Source organism: Microcoleus pseudofavosus SVA1_A4 (assembly GCF_036700565.1).
Taxonomy (GTDB): domain Bacteria; phylum Cyanobacteriota; class Cyanobacteriia; order Cyanobacteriales; family Microcoleaceae; genus Microcoleus.
On the sequence record NZ_JAUBPE010000084.1, the window covers coordinates 1 to 19,764 of the forward strand.

General features: G+C 48.1%; 22 protein-coding genes. 8 read left to right on the forward strand and 14 right to left on the reverse strand.

Going from position 1 to position 19,764, the window contains the following annotated elements:
• Positions 1-131: 131 nt before the first annotated feature.
• From QUA02_RS27605 to hflX, 7 genes are all read right to left on the reverse strand, one after another.
• A complete protein-coding gene (locus QUA02_RS27605) occupies positions 132-713 on the reverse strand; it encodes a hypothetical protein (protein WP_333032575.1) in 582 nt (193 codons plus the stop codon).
• A gap of 167 nt (positions 714-880) precedes the next feature.
• Entirely contained in the window at positions 881-2,725 is a 1,845-nt protein-coding gene (locus tag QUA02_RS27610) for a CHAT domain-containing protein (protein ID WP_333032577.1), read from the reverse strand.
• A 109-nt stretch (positions 2,726-2,834) separates the two neighbouring features.
• Entirely contained in the window at positions 2,835-3,974 is a 1,140-nt protein-coding gene (locus tag QUA02_RS27615) for a Gfo/Idh/MocA family protein (protein ID WP_333032580.1), read from the reverse strand.
• 159 nt (positions 3,975-4,133) lie between these two features.
• Positions 4,134-5,093, reverse strand: a complete 960-nt coding sequence (gene gshB, locus QUA02_RS27620; RefSeq protein WP_333032581.1) for a glutathione synthase — start codon at positions 5,091-5,093, stop codon at positions 4,134-4,136.
• A 70-nt stretch (positions 5,094-5,163) separates the two neighbouring features.
• A complete protein-coding gene (gene grxC / locus QUA02_RS27625; protein ID WP_333032582.1) occupies positions 5,164-5,424 on the reverse strand; it encodes a glutaredoxin 3 in 261 nt (86 codons plus the stop codon).
• A 195-nt stretch (positions 5,425-5,619) separates the two neighbouring features.
• Complete coding sequence (locus QUA02_RS27630) at positions 5,620-6,267, reverse strand: PEP-CTERM sorting domain-containing protein (RefSeq protein WP_333032583.1); 648 nt, start codon at positions 6,265-6,267, stop codon at positions 5,620-5,622.
• A 464-nt stretch (positions 6,268-6,731) separates the two neighbouring features.
• On the reverse strand, positions 6,732-8,303 hold the full coding sequence (gene hflX, locus QUA02_RS27635) for a GTPase HflX (protein WP_510182602.1): 1,572 nt from the start codon (positions 8,301-8,303) through the stop codon (positions 6,732-6,734).
• A 617-nt stretch (positions 8,304-8,920) separates the two neighbouring features.
• Between hflX and QUA02_RS27640 the strand changes: the two genes are divergently transcribed.
• The gene (locus QUA02_RS27640; RefSeq protein ID WP_006634547.1) at positions 8,921-9,133 is read left to right on the forward strand and encodes a chlorophyll a/b-binding protein; all 213 of its coding nucleotides are present in this window, start codon (positions 8,921-8,923) and stop codon (positions 9,131-9,133) included.
• Between the two features lie 153 nt (positions 9,134-9,286).
• Here QUA02_RS27640 and QUA02_RS27645 read toward each other — a convergent pair whose 3' ends face one another.
• Positions 9,287-9,430, reverse strand: coding sequence for a hypothetical protein (locus QUA02_RS27645; protein ID WP_333032585.1), 144 nt, complete (start codon positions 9,428-9,430; stop codon positions 9,287-9,289).
• A gap of 1 nt (position 9,431) precedes the next feature.
• On the opposite strand from QUA02_RS27645, the gene QUA02_RS27650 reads away from it, so the two are divergent.
• Positions 9,432-9,710 carry a photosystem I reaction center subunit PsaK gene (locus tag QUA02_RS27650; RefSeq protein WP_333032588.1) on the forward strand — a complete coding sequence of 93 codons (279 nt, stop codon included), beginning with the start codon at positions 9,432-9,434 and terminating at the stop codon, positions 9,708-9,710.
• A gap of 491 nt (positions 9,711-10,201) precedes the next feature.
• On the opposite strand, the gene QUA02_RS27655 is transcribed toward QUA02_RS27650, so the two are convergent.
• From QUA02_RS27655 to ycaC, 3 genes are all read right to left on the reverse strand, one after another.
• The gene (locus tag QUA02_RS27655) at positions 10,202-10,327 is read right to left on the reverse strand and encodes a hypothetical protein (RefSeq protein ID WP_333032589.1); all 126 of its coding nucleotides are present in this window, start codon (positions 10,325-10,327) and stop codon (positions 10,202-10,204) included.
• A gap of 6 nt (positions 10,328-10,333) precedes the next feature.
• A complete protein-coding gene (locus QUA02_RS27660) occupies positions 10,334-10,915 on the reverse strand; it encodes a putative antibiotic biosynthesis monooxygenase (protein WP_333032590.1) in 582 nt (193 codons plus the stop codon).
• Between the two features lie 237 nt (positions 10,916-11,152).
• Entirely contained in the window at positions 11,153-11,794 is a 642-nt protein-coding gene (ycaC, locus tag QUA02_RS27665) for an isochorismate family cysteine hydrolase YcaC (RefSeq protein WP_333032592.1), read from the reverse strand.
• A gap of 385 nt (positions 11,795-12,179) precedes the next feature.
• Here ycaC and QUA02_RS27670 point away from each other — a divergent pair, with 385 nt between their 5' ends.
• Positions 12,180-12,611 carry a GNAT family N-acetyltransferase gene (locus QUA02_RS27670; RefSeq protein WP_333032594.1) on the forward strand — a complete coding sequence of 144 codons (432 nt, stop codon included), beginning with the start codon at positions 12,180-12,182 and terminating at the stop codon, positions 12,609-12,611.
• A gap of 312 nt (positions 12,612-12,923) precedes the next feature.
• Here QUA02_RS27670 and QUA02_RS27675 read toward each other — a convergent pair whose 3' ends face one another.
• Entirely contained in the window at positions 12,924-13,523 is a 600-nt protein-coding gene (locus tag QUA02_RS27675) for a class I SAM-dependent methyltransferase (protein WP_333032596.1), read from the reverse strand.
• Positions 13,524-14,102: 579 nt separating this feature from the next.
• On the opposite strand from QUA02_RS27675, the gene QUA02_RS27680 reads away from it, so the two are divergent.
• The 4 genes from QUA02_RS27680 to QUA02_RS27695 all read left to right on the forward strand — a co-directional run bounded on the left by QUA02_RS27680 (position 14,103) and on the right by QUA02_RS27695 (position 15,985).
• Positions 14,103-14,342, forward strand: a complete 240-nt coding sequence (locus QUA02_RS27680; RefSeq protein WP_333032598.1) for a hypothetical protein — start codon at positions 14,103-14,105, stop codon at positions 14,340-14,342.
• The gene (locus tag QUA02_RS27685; RefSeq protein ID WP_333032601.1) at positions 14,339-14,590 is read left to right on the forward strand and encodes a hypothetical protein; all 252 of its coding nucleotides are present in this window, start codon (positions 14,339-14,341) and stop codon (positions 14,588-14,590) included. The genes QUA02_RS27680 and QUA02_RS27685 overlap by 4 nt, the downstream gene beginning before the upstream one ends.
• An 18-nt stretch (positions 14,591-14,608) precedes the next feature.
• Entirely contained in the window at positions 14,609-15,301 is a 693-nt protein-coding gene (locus QUA02_RS27690) for an SRPBCC family protein (protein ID WP_333032603.1), read from the forward strand.
• A 309-nt stretch (positions 15,302-15,610) separates the two neighbouring features.
• Positions 15,611-15,985 carry a signal peptidase I gene (locus QUA02_RS27695; protein ID WP_333032605.1) on the forward strand — a complete coding sequence of 125 codons (375 nt, stop codon included), beginning with the start codon at positions 15,611-15,613 and terminating at the stop codon, positions 15,983-15,985.
• Here QUA02_RS27695 and galK read toward each other — a convergent pair.
• Complete coding sequence (galK, locus tag QUA02_RS27700) at positions 15,975-17,054, reverse strand: galactokinase (RefSeq protein WP_333032607.1); 1,080 nt, start codon at positions 17,052-17,054, stop codon at positions 15,975-15,977. The genes QUA02_RS27695 and galK overlap by 11 nt on opposite strands.
• Before the next feature lie 201 nt (positions 17,055-17,255).
• Here galK and rsmA point away from each other — a divergent pair, with 201 nt between their 5' ends.
• Entirely contained in the window at positions 17,256-18,077 is an 822-nt protein-coding gene (gene rsmA / locus QUA02_RS27705) for a 16S rRNA (adenine(1518)-N(6)/adenine(1519)-N(6))-dimethyltransferase RsmA (RefSeq protein WP_333032608.1), read from the forward strand.
• Between the two features lie 79 nt (positions 18,078-18,156).
• On the opposite strand, the gene QUA02_RS27710 is transcribed toward rsmA, so the two are convergent.
• Positions 18,157-19,683 (reverse strand): sensor histidine kinase, encoded by a 1,527-nt coding sequence (locus QUA02_RS27710; protein WP_333032610.1) that lies wholly within the window; start codon positions 19,681-19,683, stop codon positions 18,157-18,159.
• Positions 19,684-19,764: the final 81 nt, after the last annotated feature.

Below are 19,764 nucleotides of genomic sequence, written 5' to 3' on the forward strand. Positions count from 1 at the left end.
ATATTTTTGCCAACCTTAACAGTGATCTCATTATCTAGAATTCATAGATGATGTTTTTTGTCAATGCGTAAGTCCTAATTACTTTAAAAAAATTACCGAGATCGCAGCACAAAAACTCAGCCATCAAACAATTAATCAGAAATTGCTAATTCCGAGATTGCATAGCGGGCGACAGCCAAACCAACTCTCGCCTGTTCTATTTCCGACAATTCGGCCCAATGTCTTCTAGTCGCCATGACCAATTCTACCCCGGACGGCTCGGCATCTCGCATGGCATAAGCCAAAGGACGCGCCAACACCTGCAAATCTTCCTCAGCCCACTGAGGCAAAATATCTAACACGCACTCAACCATTTGGTCAGCTAAAGATTGATACTTAACAGTTGCGTTTTGCACGCTTTGAGCGATGCTGGCAAGAAAATCTTGAGGAACGCGAGCAAATTTCTCGCGCAAAGACTTTTGCAGAGCACTCGCCAGCCAAACTTGTTCCAATTGCGCGAATAAAACTTGCGACTTCTCGGCGATATCGCTGTCGCTAAAGGAATCAAATAGTGCAAATTCCTGCTCTAGGGCACTCAAATAAGATTCTGATTCAAGCTGTGCAGGATTCCAGGGATAAGCAACATCAGTCTGAACAATTGTGGCGAGCAGTTCCATTTGGGCCTGAGTTTGCGAGTCGCGAAAATATTGAGAATCAGGAGATTGGGTAGCCATGATGTAATACCTAAGTGGGAAAAGGAAAATACAGAAGGTGGACTCTGCCAAGTGCGAGTTGCGAGGTGCCAGTGGTGAGTAACTCTTTTAACTTCAGACTTGAGACGCGGGCGCCCAGAACTTTGCTGTCCCGATCGCCGATCGCCTTCATTAACTACACCCGCACCTTAATTCGTTCCGCAATCAGTATCACTGTAGCCCGAAGTTTTTGGAACCTCAATAGTGAAGTCAAAAATCTGACCTTGAGAACTGCCAAATTTTAGCTGAGTGCCGCTGCGCAGCAGCAATTCTTGGTGGTGAACTCTCTGCCATCCTTCTGGTCCCAAAACTAAAGTCCCGTAGCGAGAAAAATCGCGCAGGAAGTAGCTGGGTTCGCCCCGGTTATCTCCGATACTGTTGCGACAGAAAATCTCGGCGTGTTTTTGAGAAACCCACTGTTCTCGAATCACTACGTCGTTTTCTTCCCAGCGTCCGACTCGAACCATACCGGCGCGAATCTGCCAAACCTGATTGGTCGATTCGGTGGATTTGGCATTTGGTCGATCGCGCCCCCGCAAATAAGCACAAGACGGCAAGCGTCCCAGCCAAGTAGAAGAATTTAAAGGCAATTCAGTTTTCAGGTCATCTACCGGCTCAGTCAGTTGACCGTCAAACTCCGGGTGCATATACAGCACAGGCAGCGTCCAAGCCGGTTGATTGAACTTGTAGAGCGTTAGTAGCTGCTGTCTGGCGACGGCGACGGCCCGATCGACCGACATCCGCCCGGCCAAAGCTCGGGCAAAAGTTTGGATAAAACTCAGGGCCTCGCGATCGGCGATCGAGTCCCGCATCCCCAACACCGCCGGCACCCCGTGATGGATCAGTACCTCAGCCAAACTGCTGCGGGCGATCGCCTGTTGCTGACCGTTAGTTGAGTGCAGCCTCTCCACCGCCGGCTGAGCTCCCCAGCAGGCATTAAACACCGCCAGAGTCACGCGGCACCGAACTAACACCTGAGCCAGTTCAGTACCGTTAATCGCGGTGTCCGGCCCCAAAAACAGCAAGCCGCCGTCGGGGCCCGGTATCCCGTGGCCGGCGTAAAACAGAATGTTGTAAGCTTGCGTTTCCAGCCGAGAAATTAGTTCCGCCGGAGTAGGTTCGATCAGAGTATCGACGCGAGTCGGAACGCTGATGTCAAAATATTTGCCGCTGTCGTCGGTTTGAAAAGCACTTTCGAGAACGCCAGCTAGGGCGAGTGCTTCTGCTTCCAACTGCAAATGATGGTTATTGCCCTTGGAAGATTGAGAATTAGCACCGCGGCCGGGTTCTGCTTGTCCCAAAACTAGCAAAATATTGAGCGACTCCGCAGGACGCAGGGGCGGCAAAGGCTCAACATTGCTGGTAGTGCGGCTGAAAAGCAGTTGCTGCGACAGAGAAATTGCCGGTTGACCGGCTTGAGGCTGCATAATTTCCCAAGGCAAAGCAATTAAATACGGTTCGCGCAAGTCTACGCGCACTCGCAGCGGTAGATTTTGCCCGATCGCGATACCTTTACTTTCCTGGAGACTGCCCTGAATCGGCCCTTCAAACAGCCACTGCCAAAGATCGATCCCCAACTGCTGCATCAGGCGGCTGCTGTAGCTAGCCGGTGGCGGTGGCGGATTCTGCTCCTCCCTCCCCCTGTCCACCCACCCCCCTTGACCGAGGTGGAGCGGCACAGAGGGCGTCGGTGGAGGTAGCTGTAGCGAGTGAGGGCTTCGTTTTTCAATTTCTGCCAGTATATTCTGGTTGTTTTCCGGCGAGACGAAACTGCCATCAGGATTTAGGGGCAATTCGTGAATTGTCCCGGAGGGGGAAAACATTTCCTGCCAAGCTTTCCATGATTGGGATAGGGTATGTGGCCACATACAGTCGTGGTGAACGTACCCGCTGGGATAGGGAGCTTGTAGAACCCAAGTGGCAAAATGGTTTGCCCCAGCGGTTCTCAGGCGAGCGATCGCTATACTGAGGCAAGGACTTTCAGGGCGCGCCATTCACAACTACCGACTCTGGATATAGGGATTGATTGAGTTAATCTATTCGTAGTTTATCGGGTTTGGGGTGCTTTTCGAGTGCGAGAGATTGCTTTGTGAGTTTTTACTTTTACTTAGTGCCCAAAAATTTATCTAAATTCGGTAAATCTACCCAAGTTCCCGTAGCATTCGACTCCTGGGTCAAATCCATCAACAACTGCGAGTAAACTCCTTCTTTCAGCGACGGTATCAAGGATTTACCTGCATCTATCGCTTCTACCCACCTATCTACTACTCGAATAAACGGTGCAATCCTCCCGTCTGGATAAACTTGAGGAAACTCCAACCTTTGAGGAATTGTGATTTCAGCTAAAGGTTCTCCACCTTGGGAACCCCACAAGCGAAATCCGTGGACGTAATCTTGTTGGTTGTCGCTTCCCAACACCAACGTACCCTTACTCCCGTATATTTCCACCCAGTGTCCCCGCCCTTGATAAGTAACAGAACTCAAACAAACTTGACAAGGCGTTCCCCCGGCTAATTCCAACATCAACGTGCAAGAATCATCGGCATCAACTAATTTAAAATTTCCCGAATCATTGGGATCGGGTCGCGCCGAAATTCCTGTAATCAGTTGCCCAGAAAGCCTCTGCGGCGGGCCGAACAGCCAGCTAATATAATCAAAAACGTGAGAACCCGTCGCGCCCAAAACTCCGCCGCCTCGCTCTTTCTGCGCGTACCAATTCCAAGGGCGAGTCGCATCAGCGCGGCCAGACACCAGCCAATCAACCTTAATTAAACGGTTTTCTCCGACATATCCTGCTACTAATAATTCTGCTAGCATTTGCCATGCGGGGATGAAGCGAAACTCAAAGTCCATTGTGGCAATTGCTCTCGCACCAGCATTTTTAAAATCGGTTTGAGATTCGCTGTTTGCTAATCGGTAAAGTTCTCTGGCTTCATTTGCTGTCAGGGCTGTCGGTTTTTCTAATAATAAATGCTTGCCTGCTTCTAATACGGTTTTTGCCATTTCATAATGCAAAAATGGCGGCGTGGAAATGCTGACGCCCGCCACTTCGGGGATGGCTACTATATCTGCGATCGAGTCGCAAGCGTAGGGGATATTGTGGGTAGTGGCGATCGCCTTTGCTTTGTCTAAATTCCGGTGGTAAACAGCCACAACCTCTGTCCGGTGATGTGCCTGGAATCCGGGAAGGTGCACTTTTTGACCGAAACCTGTACCGACTACTGCAACGCCAATTTTTGACATAATTTAATAATTGTTGACTGTTGACTGTTAGCTGTTGATAGTTGGCAGTTGGTAGTTGGCAGTTGGCAGTTGTTAGTTGTTAGTTGTTATTTGTTAGCTGCGACCAATAACTAATGACCAATAACTCATAACTAATGACTACTGACTAATGACCACTGACTAATGACTAACTACCCATTCAATTACTTGTTTCCCCAAAGTAACGCCGTCAAACAAGTCAATTTCTCTGATCCCTGTAGGGCTTGTGACATTAACTTCCGTGAGATAACCGCCAATGATATCAATGCCGACAAAGTACAGTCCGTCTCGTTGTAGCACTGGCTCTAACTGAGTGCAAATTTGCAGTTCGCGATCGGTAATTTCGGTTTTTGCCACTCGGCCGCCGACGGCCATGTTGCCACGAAATTCATTCCCGGTGGGAATGCGGTTGATAGCACCGATGGGTTTACCGTTCAACAGTATAATCCGCTTGTCTCCCTCTTTTGCTTCCGGCAGATAAGTCTGAACCATCACTGGAATTTGCCCTTGTTGAGTGCTAATTTCGACCAGGGAGTTGAGATTGCGATCGCCCGGTTCCAAAAACAAAATCCCCTCGCCAGCTTTGCCGCCCAAGGGTTTAAGAACTGCCGCGCCTTTTTTCTCAACAAATTGCCGAATTACCTGCTTGTTTTGAGAAACAATTGTCTCGGGGATCGCTCCCTCAAATTGCAAGGCGTACATCTTTTCATTCGCCGCCCGCAATCCTTTGGGACTGTTAACTACCAAAGTTTTAGCGGGATCGATGCCGTCTAGAAGGTAAGTAGCGTAAAGGTAAGCAGTGTTGACTGGGGGGTCTGTCCGCATAAATACTGCGTCCATTGCTTCGAGAGGCTGCAAGGTAGGCTGTTCCACCTCGTACCAAGCCTCAGCCGCCTCCCAGCGTCCATCTACCACTTTTACTGGGGTGAGGGCTACCCGACTGAGCATTGCCCAGGTTTTCCCGCCGATGACGCTTAATTCGTTGGCTTGAGTCGCCCAGACTTCGTGACCCAACTCTTGAGCTGCTTCCATCAGCGCTACGCTGGTATCGTGTCCTGGAATTAGTCGCGCGAGGGGATCGATGATGAATGCAAATTTCATTTTCAGTTAAAATTAAGAATTGGTCGCAGGAAAATTTTGGCAAACTCAAAAAAATTCAAAAGGGAATGCCTCATTTTGCTAGCAGCGGGTCTAGCTGGCCTTGAGCATCGAGTTCGTGGATTTCGTCGCAGCCGCCTATGTGTTGGTCGTTAATGAATATTTGGGGCAGGGTGCGGCCTCCGTTGGCTCGATCGGTCATTTGATCCCGTGCTGTGGCATCTCCGTCGATCGCGTACTCTGTAAAATCAACTCCTTTTCGCTTCAGCAGTGCTTTGGCACGAATGCAAAACGGGCAGGTTCTCCAAGTGTAAATTTCTACTTTAGGGGTCATCGGACGCTCAAACAATAACAATATTCTTTTATTGTAATCTTAACCAATCTTATTTTAATTTTTATATAGTTGCAGCAAGCTGTAGATTTATTGCTTATATAATTTTCTTTAATTTTAGCCTATAAATTAAAAAAACACCCGCGCTTCCTTCAAGAAACGGAGACATTTTGAAAACAAGCAGCAGCTTGGGCCTGCCTACCGTTGCTGACCGACCTGCTTGTTTCGTTTTCTGCCGGAACAGATGATTCCTGCGCCTGTCAGCAGGAGTGCTACCACAGTACCCGGTTCTGGGATAGCTGTTCTACTAGGGGTGGCGGGATTTTGGTAGATGTCTGGAAAGGTCGGCGTTGGCGCCACTATGGGTGAAGGCGACACTATCGGGTTTCCGATCGCAGGCAGTTGGACATCAGGCAATTGCTCTGTAGGCTCTGGCGTGGTCAGTGGCAATTCAACCGGCGGCGTCGGCGCTACTGGCTCTGGTGTCGGTGCTGGTGATTGAAGGACTACCGGCGATTCTTGCGGTACGGGATCTGGCGATGCCAGTTGCGGTTCGACTACCTGCGGTTCTGTTACCGGGTCTGGCGATGCCAGTTGCGGTTCGACTACCTGCGGTTCTGTTACCGGGTCTGGCGTTGCCAGTTGCGGTTCCGGTACAGAGTCTCGCAGGGATGTTGATGATGAGGTCGATGTTGATTGCTGGCCCTTCACGCACTGATCTGAAAAGTTTCCGGGCCCGCACACATCGATTGCTGCTGAAGCCGGAGGGGCGGCAGCTAGATAGTAGAACGCTGTTGCCATTGTGGCAGAGAGTCCAATTGCTAGTTTTGCCAGTAGCGTACACATAACTATTTAGTTAAACAGTGGTAAAATTGGAAGATAGAAAGAGTGCTACAGATTACCGTTGCAGGACGGGAAAGGATTTTAGAGTGCTTACAATAAATGGATGTTGTCTCTCGCGGGCCCCTGTAAAAGATAGTATAGCGCTTGAGGCGATCGCCCAAACACTTTAATCATCTTATTCTCTTTTACCTTAGCTCCGCAGAGCGTGGTTTGCACTGCCTCAAGCAACATCTTTTTGCAACCTCTCAACCAACAACCGTTACAGCCATTAACAAAGAGTGTTTTTACCTTGACCGCCGCCTCCTGAATTTAATAATTCTACTGAGCGCAAACTATATCTGCTGTATTGTACTTTGCCATTCACAATCTGACTACTCTTTTATAGTCTCATGCTTTGACGATATCTGTCCTCAGTATATGTACGTGTATTCCTGAATGTCAACTACTTAAAAGCAATATTTAAGTATTTACCGAGGGTAGAGGGCGTATTGAATGAGCTGACCTAGTCGGTCGCGGAGTGTTTCCATCCCCAGACCTTTGGCCGCCGAAATAAATACGGCTTGAGGAAACTCTTCTCGGGCGAGGGCGAGAGTATCTCCATCTACGGCATCGATTTTGTTAAAAGCTACAAGGGCTGGCCCGGGAGTTACGGGCATATCTGTCAAAATATTCATGACCGATCGAATTTGGCTCTGCCATGCGGGATGGGAGAGATCGACCAGGTGCAGCAAAGCATCGGCTTCTGTGACTTCTTCGAGGGTAGCCCGAAAAGCGTCGATCAAGGCGGGGGGCAGTTCGCGAATAAAGCCCACTGTATCTGTGAGGACGATCGACAAAGGTTCCCCAGAAAGAGCGCCCGGAATGGTCAACCGTCGCGTTGTGGGGTCGAGGGTGGCAAACAACTGGTCGGCGGCATAGACCTCGGAATTCGTGAGCAGGTTGAGCAGCGTGGATTTACCGGCGTTGGTGTAGCCGACGATCGCCACTGAGGGTACGTCGTGGTGGTGCCGGTTCTGCCGCAGCCGGAAGCGGTGCGCCAGCAGTTGATTGACTTCTTGCTGCAATCGAGAAATGCGTTTGGCGATCGTCCGCCGTTCGGTTTCGAGTTTGGTTTCCCCAGGGCCTCTGGTACCGATGCCGCCGCCCTGTCTCGATAGTGCCTGACCGCGACCTCTGAGCCGGGGGAGGGTGTACTCTAGCTGAGCGAGTTCGACTTGCAATTTACCCTCGCTCGATCGAGCTCTTTGGGCAAATATGTCGAGAATTACCTCTGTGCGATCGACTACGGGGATACCTATCTGAATTTCCAAGTTCCGTATTTGTGCGGGGGTCAGGTCGCGATCGAATACCACGAGGTTAGCGCTAACGGTCTGAGCGGTGAGGGAAATTTCCTGAACTTTGCCTTCGCCGACGACTGTCTGCGGATGGGGGCGCGATCGTTTTTGGCGCACTGTTTGCAGTACCTGACCCCCGGCGCTTTCTACCAGCCGCGTGATTTCTGCGAGTCCGTCCTCAAAATCCAGCAGAGTCATGTGCTGAGTCATTACACCCACCAACAGCACTTTATCTTGATCTGCATCAACTTGCTTAGCAACAAACTCGGCTTGAAACTCTGCTTCGAGTCCTTCAACCAAATCCAGAAAATCTTGGTTGGCGAGGTCGTCCAAACTCTGAGGTTCTGATATTTTCCAGGGAAAGTTTTGAGTTTTGATGGATGAGTTGTCAATTGCAGATTCTGGAATAGAAGACTCTTCAATTTCGTCTGTTGAAGCTTGTTCTAACTTAGCGCTCAACACAGAGAACTCAAAATTTGGCCGCTCTCCTTGCGGTATCAGGTGAGCAAGATAAGTTTCTTTGATGTAACCAGTCCCACCGCCGCCGCGGCGCTGAAATCCTCCGCCGGTCAGGGTCAGCCAAACAAGGGCGTCCAGGCGCTGAATTGCCATTGCGGTGAGGGCTGCTTCGCTTGGGGTTTCGGGCTTGAGGTGGGTGGCGATGCAGCGAATGCCGCTGAGGCGACCTCCCCCGTAGCGGGGCAATTCTAGGGGCGCAATCTGGGTTTGGCGGGGACTACCTACGCCGACGCGAATTACTTGTCCGCGGCGGTTGATGTAGGTGCAGATTGGTTTGTCTATTTCGGTGCTGATGGCGGCGACGCGCTGCGCGAATTCTGCAGTGGTGATGCGATCGCCCGGTAGTCGCTGGTGGTAAAGCTTTTCGAGTTGTTTGAGCTGGCTGGACTTTAAACCTTGAAGATTGCCGTAGATGGTTTCGATAACTGTTTCTCCCGATCGATCTGTTTATCTCATATTTTAGTTAACTCAGGGGCGATCGTGTTCGGGTTTGCAGTTTAACTTTACTAAATTTTCTTGCCTCTAGCAGATCGCGGATTCAGTATTGTCGAGTCACCAGCGCCGTTGTTTGTCGCTACGGGGCGATCGAGCCTTTCACAGCAGCCCTCTAAACTTGCAGTTGTATTTAGTATCTACAGATACAGGCGATGCTTCAAAAAACTCGCTCAACAAAACTTAACACATTATTTTGGGTTTCAAAATCCTCCTTTAGACTTGGGTATATCTTGGCCTACAGGCAGATAGCAAAGTAGAAATTACGTCGCTACTATGATAAGCGAAACATTGTTAAGGAATGTAAAAACATGGAAACTCGCCCTACTAACTTACCTCCTACCGCTAATGCTTACAATGGCAAAGATCGCAATGCCTTTCTGTTTGGCTTCAACCCGCAAGCAGAACTTTGGAACGGTCGCTTAGCGATGATCGGCTTCTTAGCTTATTTGCTCTGGGACGCTGCTGGATATAGCGTTCTGCGCGACATCCTTCACTTTCTGCCTACCTACATTGCTCACTAATGACGAGCAGTCTTTCCTGTCTGGCAGCGTGAGTAAATGCCGCCCTTGCCAGACAGGCTAAAAGTTACAAATGGCAGCGAGTATGATTTTGTCCCTTTGTATCTTTCGTTACTTTTGAATGGCATTAAAAGACTTCTTGCTGTGATTCGATAATTACGGGTGGGGGCGCTGTCGCTGGCGCGGTAAATATTGATACCAACAGATATTTATTGCGTAAAGGCGATCGCCCCTGCTGTATTTTTGGCAAGAAATCTCATCAAGCATTTCTGATAGTTTATGAAAAATAGGAGCATCCACGATGATTAACTCAAATTTACTGGCACTACTAGAATCCGCTCTGACTGACACAGCATCAGGAACTTGGCAAAAGCCTCTGGTGATGTTTGTTTGTAATATCTTAGCATTGCTAGTTCTCAGCCGCAGAATTTGGTATCCCCACGTCGGGCCGAAAATGCCTTTGCCCTTCCCCTCTCTGTTCAACAATGTTAGCGTACCGGCTTTTTTGGCTTGCATGAGCGCAGGTCATTTGCTGGGAGTATTCGCGATTTTGACCCTCAACATCGACAAGTATTTTTAGGAGCAATTGCGTCGCTTTTGTGGCGACTTATGGCTACAATCGGTAGGTTAAAAGGCGCAAAAAAAATGGCAGGGGGGTAAGTGAAAAGCACTCACCCCTAATTTTAATTTTAGATCGGCAATGACGCAGAAATCGGTTTTTTTTACCCTGCACCTACAACTAACGGCATTTAAATAAATTTCAATTCCAAACCAAGACTAAACTAGATTTATCGGCAGCAAATAGGTAACTCTTGGCTGAGAGCGCACCCACAAATTTATAAGATATACAGCAGATTCCACGTTTATAAAGTACACCTCGGAGCGATCCCCGTAGGGACACGGCACTGCCGTGTCCCTACACTTCGTAGCTGTTGTTAAAGGTTCTAAAACTTCCGTAAAAGCAGTTGAAAAGTGCGAGAGAATTAGCACGCAGTCAATTTCCCATCAACTGTTACCAAACTACAAAATTGTAAGCAACAAATACTAATATTTAGTACCTATCAAAACGGCTCACTTCTCTGACTTGATACTTTGCTGCTTCATCGCCGATATCGTCTCTACTGTTGGTAATCCAGCTTCGCTCAAAATTATCCAGCCAAACAGATTGTCCCCGTCGCCGCAGCGCCACAAATTCATATCATTTTAGCGAATGGGATATAGCCATTTGCGAAATAATTGTGTTAAGCGCGGCATGACCAAATAGGTGAGCAGGATAACAGTCAGACCAGAGATCATCAGAGATGTGAGCAAGGCAGGAAGCCCTGATAGTAGCGGTACCAGCAAACGATTGAGAATAGAAATGGTAAAAAACACTCCCAACCATGTAACTAACGCCATTTTGTAGCGAGGGGGTGGAGCCTTCATCGATTTATTGGGCAGCGTAAACCAGGTTTCCAATCCAGTCAGAGTTTGAATATCTTCTGGGTTTTCAATCAAAGGCTGCAATCGCTCAATCCATTCTCGCCGAACATCAGATTCCAGCCAGGCCTTGAGATTGTCGTAGCAATCGAACTTGAGAATGACCACGTACTCAGGATGAGCGTGATGCTGGGGTCGAATAGTGCTCACACCCAGATGTCCCTTGAATTTTCGTGCATCTGCGGCGATGCCATGAAACCATGCTTCGTAACCTTGCTCGCGCCCCGGTTTCACGACATGAGAGATCACAGCGGTGACTAAATAGTTTTCTTCACTGGTATTGCTCGCCAACGGTTCTTCCAACATAGAATTTAGAGAATTAACTGAGAGAAAAGTTTTATTCAGAACAACCGCCCTAGAGACACCAAATTGCTCGGCAATTTTCGGCAGCACGTCTTGAAACAGAAGGGAGATTAACGAATGCGATCGAGAAGGTTGGGAACCAAGTAGTTGTCACCGCTACGTTTCACATAAAATTGATAACCTAACGATGACAATATTAACTCAGTTAAACACGAGCTAAATGAAGTAGGCGCTTTCTCACTACTTACTGGGAGATCCAGGATTTGCCGTTGCTGCATAGCTGGTCATCAGGTTTTTGTAGTCAGGAATAAACCCTGCTAACAGACTACCCAGTCCTTCAATATCGTTGCGCCAGTCACGGTGCAATTCACACACAACGCTAAACCAATTGACCAACTGAACTCCAGCACGAGACATTCGATCCCAAGCTGCATAGCGACAGGCTTCATCGAAGGTTCCAGAGGCATCGGTGACAACAAAAACCTCATAACCTGCCTCTAATGCCGAAAGCGCACAAAAAGTAACACATACATCAGTGACAATTCCGGCAATAATCAATTGCTTCTTGCCTGTTGCTTCTACTGCTTTAACAAAGTCCTCGTTGTCCCAAGCGTTGATTTGTCCGGGACGCGGAATAAAGGGAGCATCTGGAAACTTCTCCTTCAGTTCAGGGATGATGACTCCGTTGGGGCCTTGCTCAAAGCTAGTTGTCAAAATTGTAGGCAGGTTGAAAAATTTGGCTGCACTTGCCAGCGCCAGCACATTATTTTTGAAGTCGGCGGCACCAATATCACGCACAAGTGAGAACAGTCCAGTTTGGTGATCGACCAGCAAAACCGCAGCATTATTCTTGTCTAGACGGTTGTATTTGAATGTAGACATCAGGTATTTCTCCGATTTGGGTTATGGGTGAATGAGGAATTGCAGAATGGAGTCAAGAATCAGAAAGCCTTGAGTTGTACAACTTAAATGTGATTTTTTATTAAAAGCCAAACGTCTATTTCCTCTAAATGGCTTATGGCGTAACCTGTTGCGGCATGAACTCAGTTTGCAAAATCTCACCAAATTTCACCACTCAAGATCCGCAAGTTAAGCGCTGAGTTAGGTCGCTAGTTGGTCAGTGAGGGCAGCAGCTTAAAAGTTATCTGTGAGCATTCAGAGCCAAACTAATTGCCTTTTGTAGTATACCGTAGGACAATCTACTGAGCTCAATATGCTGGAGTTCGCCATGATTCGACCGACCACACCGGATGACAGGACTGCGCTCATGACCATAGCCGACGCGATCGGCTTCCAGCCGAAGGAGCTTGAGGAACTGAGCGAAATGCTGGCTGATTACTTCAGTGGCGACAGCGAGAGTGCTCATTTCTGGCTCACCGATGACGACAATGGGCCAGTTGGGGTCGCCTACTGCGAGCCAGAACGGATGACCAATCAGACGTGGAACCTACAATTGATCGCGATCCGACCTGACCGCCAAGGACAAGGACGCGGTGCGACACTGCTGCGCTACGTTGAACAAACGTTGACGGCGCGGGGTGGGCGCATATTGCTGGTGGAAACGTCAGGGCTGCCGGACTTCGATCGCACGCGGGTGTTCTACGCGAAATGCGGCTACGAGGAGGAGGCGCGTATTCGCGACTTCTACGCGGCGGGCGATGATAAAGTCGTGTTCCGCAAAGTGTTAAGCGGAGACTAGACCACGGTCTGGGGCAATGGGCCTACACAACTCTGTTGCAGCGAACTAGCGGGAGATATTGCTGGAGTCGCAAAGGTTACTTGCAACTGCTCAACAGGAAAGTTAAGGCGATTCTCCACGGGAGGCTAGGCCAACGCAGATTGATATGTATGATTATGTCAACGCCCCTAATGCTCTCAGAGTCGATTTTTGAGCAGTCGTCAATCCCGTTGCCTCTTGAATATTCATGCCTTCAGACAGCCGATCGCCCATCAACGTCCTAATACAGCCACCAGTTGCGACATCCCACAGCTTAATTGTGCGAATGATAGATTAGGTCTTTTGGGCAATGATATAAACATGATTTTCAGGATACTGGTCATATTCGAGATGGCGGCAGGTGCAATGATGCTCAACCAGAATTTGCAGGAAAGTATCTACACCCAAAGTGCTGTAATCAAAGTCTTGACCTTGAAATGCTCCCGAAACCTCGCTGCTTGTATGTCCGCCGCCACAAGTGAATAGAAGCACTCCATCGGGTTCAAGCGCATCGCATAGCTTTTGTATCACAGGCGCTTGCTTGTTGATTGGCAGATGAAACGTGCTATCCCACGCTGCAATCAGGCTGTAAAGTTTCGGCGGCAGCCAATCACAAATGTCTTCCCGGTAAAACGTGATTTCTGGATGTAGCTGCTGGGCTAAATCGATCATTTCGCTAGAAATATCAAGTCCTTCAGGCTGAAATCCATGCTTGGATAAGCTGTTAATAAAACGTCCGCTGCTTCCACACCCGACATCAAGTGCTGCGTGCTGCTTAGAAGTAAATTCGATCGCCCGTTCTAATTGGGCAATCCCGTAGGTTGAATCTTGATGCTGAGTTTGCCACCATTGGGCAATTCGGTCGTAGCGGGCAGATGTATCATTTGGCTCCATAAAGTTACCTCATAAGTGTCGATCGAGATTTTCAGGGAAATTAAAATTTTTGTCCACGCCACACGCAGTCTATCCTAATGCCCCTAATGCTCTCAATGAGGTTGCCAGCACCATTTTTGTGACTCCGCGCTTGGCTTTGCCTCCGCAGCTTATCGAGATCGAGTTCATCGCTAAGGTTTAGCTACTTCTAAAAATCGGCGTTGCATATTGGCGGGATGATTTTGAATTTTATCAAAGCTGAAAACCCTTATTTTTCTGGCGGGATCTTCGGCCCACCCCACAAGATTTATCCCAAAATTATGCAAAGCCCTGAAAAGATAAGTGCGATCGTGTCTTGTCGGGCAAATCGAGACAGGCAAGGTTTTCGAGTTGCAGGCCGAAAGGGTCTATTTTCTTGGAACCGTAGGGATTAGGGGCTTCGATTGGAACAGCGGCTGGAAACCCCGTTTTAGTTCGGGGATGAAAAGCTCTACAGCAGGCGATCATTACTTTAGGCAGACGCAGGGGCAAGGTCAGGGAGATACATTTTAAAGAATCGGTTGTTTCATTACAAAACCCCTTAGAAGAGGAGTTTCAGCGGTGAACTTAATATCTGTCGAGGAACTCAAAGCGCTGGTACAACAATCTCCTGAATTGTGCGTCTCAATTTATATGCCAGTCGCTCAAGGAACAGAAATTCAACAAAATCCGATTCGGTTCAAAAATTTAATCAGAGAGGCTGAAGACAAAATAGTAGAGTACGGATTTGATAAAAAAGAAGCGGTGGAATTGCTAGAGCCAGTCCGAGCAGAAGCAGCGATAAAATTTCTGCTGATTTGAAAGAAGCTGTTTCGGCTGCTTATTTTGGGCGGGTCGATCGACTGTTTGTTGCTCTTGGCGTTCAGCAATGGGGTACTTTTAATCCCGATACGAACGCGGTGCAAATCCACCCCGAAGCAGAATTGGGCGACGAAGATTTGTTGAATGCGGCAGCAATTCAAACTATTCTCAACGGCGGAACTGTTTACGCGGTGCCGCCGGAAAAAGTGCCGGACGAGGCGCCTTTAGCTGCTATCTTTCGCTATTAATTCACGAGGTTTAAAGCAATGGAATCTACTTCAATTACAAATTCCGACAAACAAAACCAAAGTAGCAGCGGCGATACCGAACGCTGGGCATCTTTAATAGGTGGCGGCGCGCTGGTGCTTTTTGGTTTGTCGCAGCGTTCTTTGAGAGGTGCTTTGCTGGCGGTTGCGGGCGGCGGTTTAGCGGCGCGCGGTCTGGGGGTTGTGGAGGGTTTGCAGTCGGCTGCCGATCCGAATCAAAGCATTAAAGTTGAAAAGACGGTGACGATCGACAAACCGGCTGATGAATTGTACCGTTTCTGGCGCGATTTTGAAAATTTGCCTCGGTTTATGAAGCATCTCAAACACGTTACTGTCATCGATGAAAAGCGTTCTCACTGGATTGCCAGCGCGCCGATCGGCAACAGTGTAGAATGGGATGCAGAGATTGTCCGCGAAGAAGAAAATCGCTTAATTGCTTGGGCGTCTGTGGAAGGAGCTGATATTGAGAATTCGGGTTTTGTGCGCTTTCAACCGGCACCGGCAAAACGCGGTACGGAGGTAAAAGTTGTCATCGAATACAACCCTCCCGGCGGTGCAATTGGTGCTGGCGCTGCTAAACTATTTGGCGAAGCTCCCGAACAGCAAATTGCCGACGATTTGCGCCGCTTTAAGCAGTTTATGGAAGCTGGGGAAATAGCTACAACGGAAGGTCAATCTTCTGGCCGGAAGTAATAAGTTAGATGGTGTCCCCCGATCTAACTAACATCTTGCACCATTCTCAGAACAGGCAAGATGCCTGTTCCACAAAGAATTAATTTCTTGTGGGGTGGGCATCCTGCCCGCCCCTCAAAAGCTTATTGAAAATGGTGCAAGATGTCAGATCTAACTAACATCTTGCACCATTCTCAGAACAGGCAAGATGCCTGTTCCACAAAGAGTCAATTTCTTGTGGGGTGGGCATCCTGCCCGCCCCTCAAAAGCTTAGGGAAAATGGTGCAAGATGTCCGATCTAAGCATCTTTGTTGTTTACCGGATTAACTGATGTCATCGCAAGTGGTTTTCGGAAATGCGGGCGCTGAAGGTGCAAGTCGGGGCGGTTGGTTTGCGGGTCACTTTATCACGCCTGAAGATGACCCGCGATCGACTTCAGTTTTAGAGGTAAAATGGGGCACTCACCCCGCCGGAGATTGCAGGACTCAGTGGGCGGTAAATGCGCAAGCCACCACGCTTTCTATCCTGGTAAAAGGGCGGTTTCGCCTGCAATTTCCAGAGCAAGAAATCTTGCTTTCTCGCGAAGGAGATTATGCTCTCTGGCTGCCGGGAGTGCCTCATTATTGGTCTGCCGAGGAGGATTCGGCGATCGTGACTGTGCGGTGGCCTTCCCTGTCGGGAGATAGTTCGGGAGTTAAGAATTAACTGTAATTTCGGGAACCAAAACGCGGCCGCTATAACCCGCGCCCTGGTAGCGCTCGATCGCCTCTGATGCGATCGCACCCGCTTTGCCGCTCTCCACCAGCGCTACGCAAGCACCGCCAAAACCTCCGCCCGTCAGCCTTGCGCCGAAGACTCCGGGGATTGACTGCAAGATTGCCGCCAGCGCGTCTACTGCCGGTGTCGAAACTTCGTAGTCGTCGCGCTGGCTGGCGTGGGAAGCATTCATTAACTCGCCAAAACGCTCTGCGGGTAAAGATTTTACTGCTTCTAGTACGCGGTTGTTTTCGGTAACGACGTGGCGCGATCGCCTGCGGAGGGGTTCCGGCAATACTTCAACAGCTTGGGGGTCGGCGATATCCCTGAGAGCTTTAACTCCCAATATCCGCGCGGATTCCTCGCACTCGGCGCGCCGCTGGTTGTAGCCGCTTCCTGCTGCTAGTTGGTGGCTTTCGCCACTGTCAATTATTAAAATTTCTGTGTTTGTGGGAAAAGGTATCGGGCGGCATTCGAGGCTGCGGGTGTCGATAAATAGCATGGTGTTGGTGTCTGCTAAACTCGATGCCATTTGATCCATGATGCCGCAGTTCACGCCGGCATATCGGATTTCGACTTGCTGTCCGATTTGAGCTAGCCGCACGTCGTCTATGGGGAGGTTCAGCAGCGCCCGCATTCCTCTGAGGGTTGCTATTTCTAAAGCGGCGCTGCTGGACAAACCGGCTCCAATCGGCACAGTCGAGGTAATGTAGAGATTTATTGGCGGTATTTTGTATCCTTCTTTTTCTACAAGTCTGAGGCAGCCACAGATATAAGTGACAAATTTTTGCGGTATGGTATCGTCGTCTGAAAAATTTATGAGTTCGTCATATTCTGCTGAATAAAAATGGTGTCGATCGTCACTGCTGAAGCCGATTTGTACTGTGGTGCGCTGGGGAATCGCAGTTGGAAGCACAAATCCATCGTTGTAGTCTGTGTGTTCGCCCAGCAGGTTTACTCTGCCGGGGGCGCTGGCTGTGATTTTGGGTAATGTACCAAATACTCGTTGGAATTTCATTTTTGGGGAATTGGTAATTGGTAATTGGTAATTGAGAATTGGGAAGAAATAAATTTATTTTTTATTGTTTATCCTTTTATAGTGCCCAAGTTTTTTGGTTAATTCAACCCCTGTTAACAAAAATAAACATGACCGTAGGTTGGGAAAAGATATTGAGCTGTGATAGAATGACAGGCTAAGATTTCTCCAAGAATTCAAAAAATGCGATCGACCAGACCCCGGAAACAGTTTGCTCAACATTGGCTCAAAAGCGAGAAAGCCTTAGATAGGATTGTGAAAGCGGCTTCTTTGGATGGCGATCGCGTCCTAGAAATCGGACCGGGTACGGGGATTCTGACTCGGCGTTTGCTGCCTGCGGCTGAGTCTGTTGTTGCTGTGGAGATCGATCGAGATTTGTGTCTCAAGCTAGCCAAACAACTCGGCAAAACCGACAATTTTTTACTGCTGCAAGGCGACATCCTGGAAATGGACTTAGAGGCTGAACTAACGGCCTTTCCCAAATTCCAAAATCCCAATAAAGTTGTTGCCAATATTCCTTATAATATTACCGGCCCGATTCTGCAAAAACTGCTGGGAACAATATCTGTTCCTGCTGCTAAACCCTTCGATGCGATCGTGCTGTTAGTGCAGAAAGAAGTCGCCCAAAGGCTTTACGCTAAACCGGGTTCGACAGCTTTTGGGGCTTTGTCGGTGCGGGTGCAGTATTTAGCAGAATGCGAGTTAATTTGCGATGTGCCGTCTAAAGACTTTTATCCGCCGCCAAAAGTCGATTCCGCCGTGGTGCGGCTGCTTCCCAGACAGATAGAAATTGCGGCGGTTAATCCGCGCTATTTGGAGACTTTACTGAAGTTGGGATTTGGTAGCAAGCGCAAAATGCTGCGAAATAATTTGAAAGGGGCTGTGGATTTAGATAAACTGATTCAATTGCTAGAAGAGTTACAGATAAATCCTCAATCTCGCGCTGAAGATTTAAGCGTGGCGCAATGGGTAAATTTGAGTAATAATATGATGTGCGAGGTTTGAAGTTCAGGATTTTGTGATAAACCCGACTTATTAAAGTTCTGCGGGTATCTGGGTATTCTGTTTTTTGAGATGGGCTTACTTATTTCAGCCTCATGGGAATTTTAATAATAAATTCCGCACCTTTCCCCGGTGCAGAAATACACTGCAATTCGCCTTGATGTCTGACTGTGATAATTTGATAGCTGATCGATAAACCCAATCCTATGCCTTTGCCTACTGGTTTAGTGGTAAAAAATGGATTAAATAACTGGTTCCTCACGGATTCTGTTATTTCTGACCCGTTGTTGCTAATTCGGATTTCTACCACTTGACTCTCTAGAATTTGAGTATAAATTTTGATCGGGCGGGGATTAGCTTCATTGGTTGCAATCGACTGGCTGTGGTTGTCCTCTTCTAAAGCATCAATAGCATTAGCCAGGATATTCATAAATACTTGATTTAGCTGTCCGGGATAGCACTCTATTTGAGGTAAATTGCCATATTCTTTGATAACTTGAATGCTCGCAAAACCCGGATTAGCATTCAATCTGCTTTGCAAAATCATCAGTGTGCTGTCAATTCCTTCGTGAATGTCGGCTAATTTCATTTCTGCTTCATCATGGCGAGAAAAACTTCGCAGCGACTTGACAATACCGAGAATGCGCTCGGCACAGTTTTTCATAGAAATTAATATTTTTTGTAGGTCATAGATAATAAAATCTAAATCTACAGACTTGAGTTTTTCTTTAACTACGGGTAGGGGATTCGGATACTGATCTTGATAGATATTCACCAATTCTAGCAAACTATCGGCATACTCGCGAGCGTGAGTAACATTGGCGTAAATAAAGTTAATCGGATTGTTGATTTCATGAGCAACCCCAGCGACCAATTGCCCCAAAGATGACATTTTTTCGCTCTGAATGAGGTTGGATTGAGCGTGCTTCAATTCAGACAAGGCTTGTTCGATCTGTTGAGTTTGAGACTTTAACTCTGCCGTGCGTTCCTCAACTCTAATTTCTAATTCTTCTTTAGCTTTTTGTAGTGCAGCTTCTGCTAAGTGGCGCTCGACAATTTCAGATGCTAGGAGTCGGTTGGCAAATTCTAAATGTTGAGTTTGAGACTTTAACTCTGCCGTGCGTTCCTCAACTCTAATTTCTAATTCTTCTTTAGCTTTTTGTAGTGCAGCTTCTGCTAAGTGGCGCTCGACAATTTCAGATTCTAGGAGTCGGTTGGCGAATTCTAACTGTGCGGGACTGGGAAGTTCTAGGGCTTGAGGGATTAAGCCTACCAAAAGTATGGCTGTAGCAAATGAAATAATGGCAGTAATTGCTTTCATTGTTCCTGAAAGCCAATAAGTAGGATGCCAAAGCGTCCAAACTTCAAATATGTGAGTGATCCCGCAGGCGACTATAAAGCCTCCAAACATGGCAAAGATCCAATCAAAGGGTAAATCTTCGCGTTTGGAAATAAAATAAGCCAATGTAATCGGGATGGAAAAATACGCCAGTGCAATGATCGAATCTGAGGTAAGGTGAAGCCAGACTAACGGGGTATGCCAGAGATAGCAGTGACCGTGAGGAATAAAGGGCCCGGAACTAAAAAAAGTTTTCCACATTTCCTGCATAATATTTCCTTTGAGTTGTGAGAAAATGGACTCGGACTGGTGTCAATTAATTTCAACCAGGGGTTTCTTTCACCTGCGGCT

Excerpts from the sequence above, each read along its gene's own strand:
- gshB (WP_333032581.1), bottom strand. The coding sequence starts at position 5,093 with ATGAAATTTGCATTCATCATCGATCCCCTCGCGCGACTAATTCCAGGA.
- ycaC (WP_333032592.1), bottom strand. The coding sequence starts at position 11,794 with ATGTCTACATTCAAATACAACCGTCTAGACAAGAATAATGCTGCGGTT.
- QUA02_RS27660 (WP_333032590.1), bottom strand. The coding sequence starts at position 10,915 with ATGTTGGAAGAACCGTTGGCGAGCAATACCAGTGAAGAAAACTATTTA.
- QUA02_RS27655 (WP_333032589.1), bottom strand. The coding sequence starts at position 10,327 with ATGAATTTGTGGCGCTGCGGCGACGGGGACAATCTGTTTGGCTGGATA.
- QUA02_RS27670 (WP_333032594.1), top strand. The coding sequence starts at position 12,180 with ATGACCATAGCCGACGCGATCGGCTTCCAGCCGAAGGAGCTTGAGGAA.
- QUA02_RS27610 (WP_333032577.1), bottom strand. The coding sequence starts at position 2,725 with ATGGCGCGCCCTGAAAGTCCTTGCCTCAGTATAGCGATCGCTCGCCTG.
- galK (WP_333032607.1), bottom strand. The coding sequence starts at position 17,054 with ATGAAATTCCAACGAGTATTTGGTACATTACCCAAAATCACAGCCAGC.
- QUA02_RS27675 (WP_333032596.1), bottom strand. The coding sequence starts at position 13,523 with ATGGAGCCAAATGATACATCTGCCCGCTACGACCGAATTGCCCAATGG.
- QUA02_RS27690 (WP_333032603.1), top strand. The coding sequence starts at position 14,609 with ATGGAATCTACTTCAATTACAAATTCCGACAAACAAAACCAAAGTAGC.
- QUA02_RS27605 (WP_333032575.1), bottom strand. The coding sequence starts at position 713 with ATGGCTACCCAATCTCCTGATTCTCAATATTTTCGCGACTCGCAAACT.
- QUA02_RS27640 (WP_006634547.1), top strand. The coding sequence starts at position 8,921 with ATGGAAACTCGCCCTACTAACTTACCTCCTACCGCTAATGCTTACAAT.
- QUA02_RS27650 (WP_333032588.1), top strand. The coding sequence starts at position 9,432 with ATGATTAACTCAAATTTACTGGCACTACTAGAATCCGCTCTGACTGAC.
- QUA02_RS27710 (WP_333032610.1), bottom strand. The coding sequence starts at position 19,683 with ATGCAGGAAATGTGGAAAACTTTTTTTAGTTCCGGGCCCTTTATTCCT.
- grxC (WP_333032582.1), bottom strand. The coding sequence starts at position 5,424 with ATGACCCCTAAAGTAGAAATTTACACTTGGAGAACCTGCCCGTTTTGC.
- rsmA (WP_333032608.1), top strand. The coding sequence starts at position 17,256 with ATGCGATCGACCAGACCCCGGAAACAGTTTGCTCAACATTGGCTCAAA.
- QUA02_RS27630 (WP_333032583.1), bottom strand. The coding sequence starts at position 6,267 with ATGTGTACGCTACTGGCAAAACTAGCAATTGGACTCTCTGCCACAATG.
- QUA02_RS27695 (WP_333032605.1), top strand. The coding sequence starts at position 15,611 with ATGTCATCGCAAGTGGTTTTCGGAAATGCGGGCGCTGAAGGTGCAAGT.
- QUA02_RS27615 (WP_333032580.1), bottom strand. The coding sequence starts at position 3,974 with ATGTCAAAAATTGGCGTTGCAGTAGTCGGTACAGGTTTCGGTCAAAAA.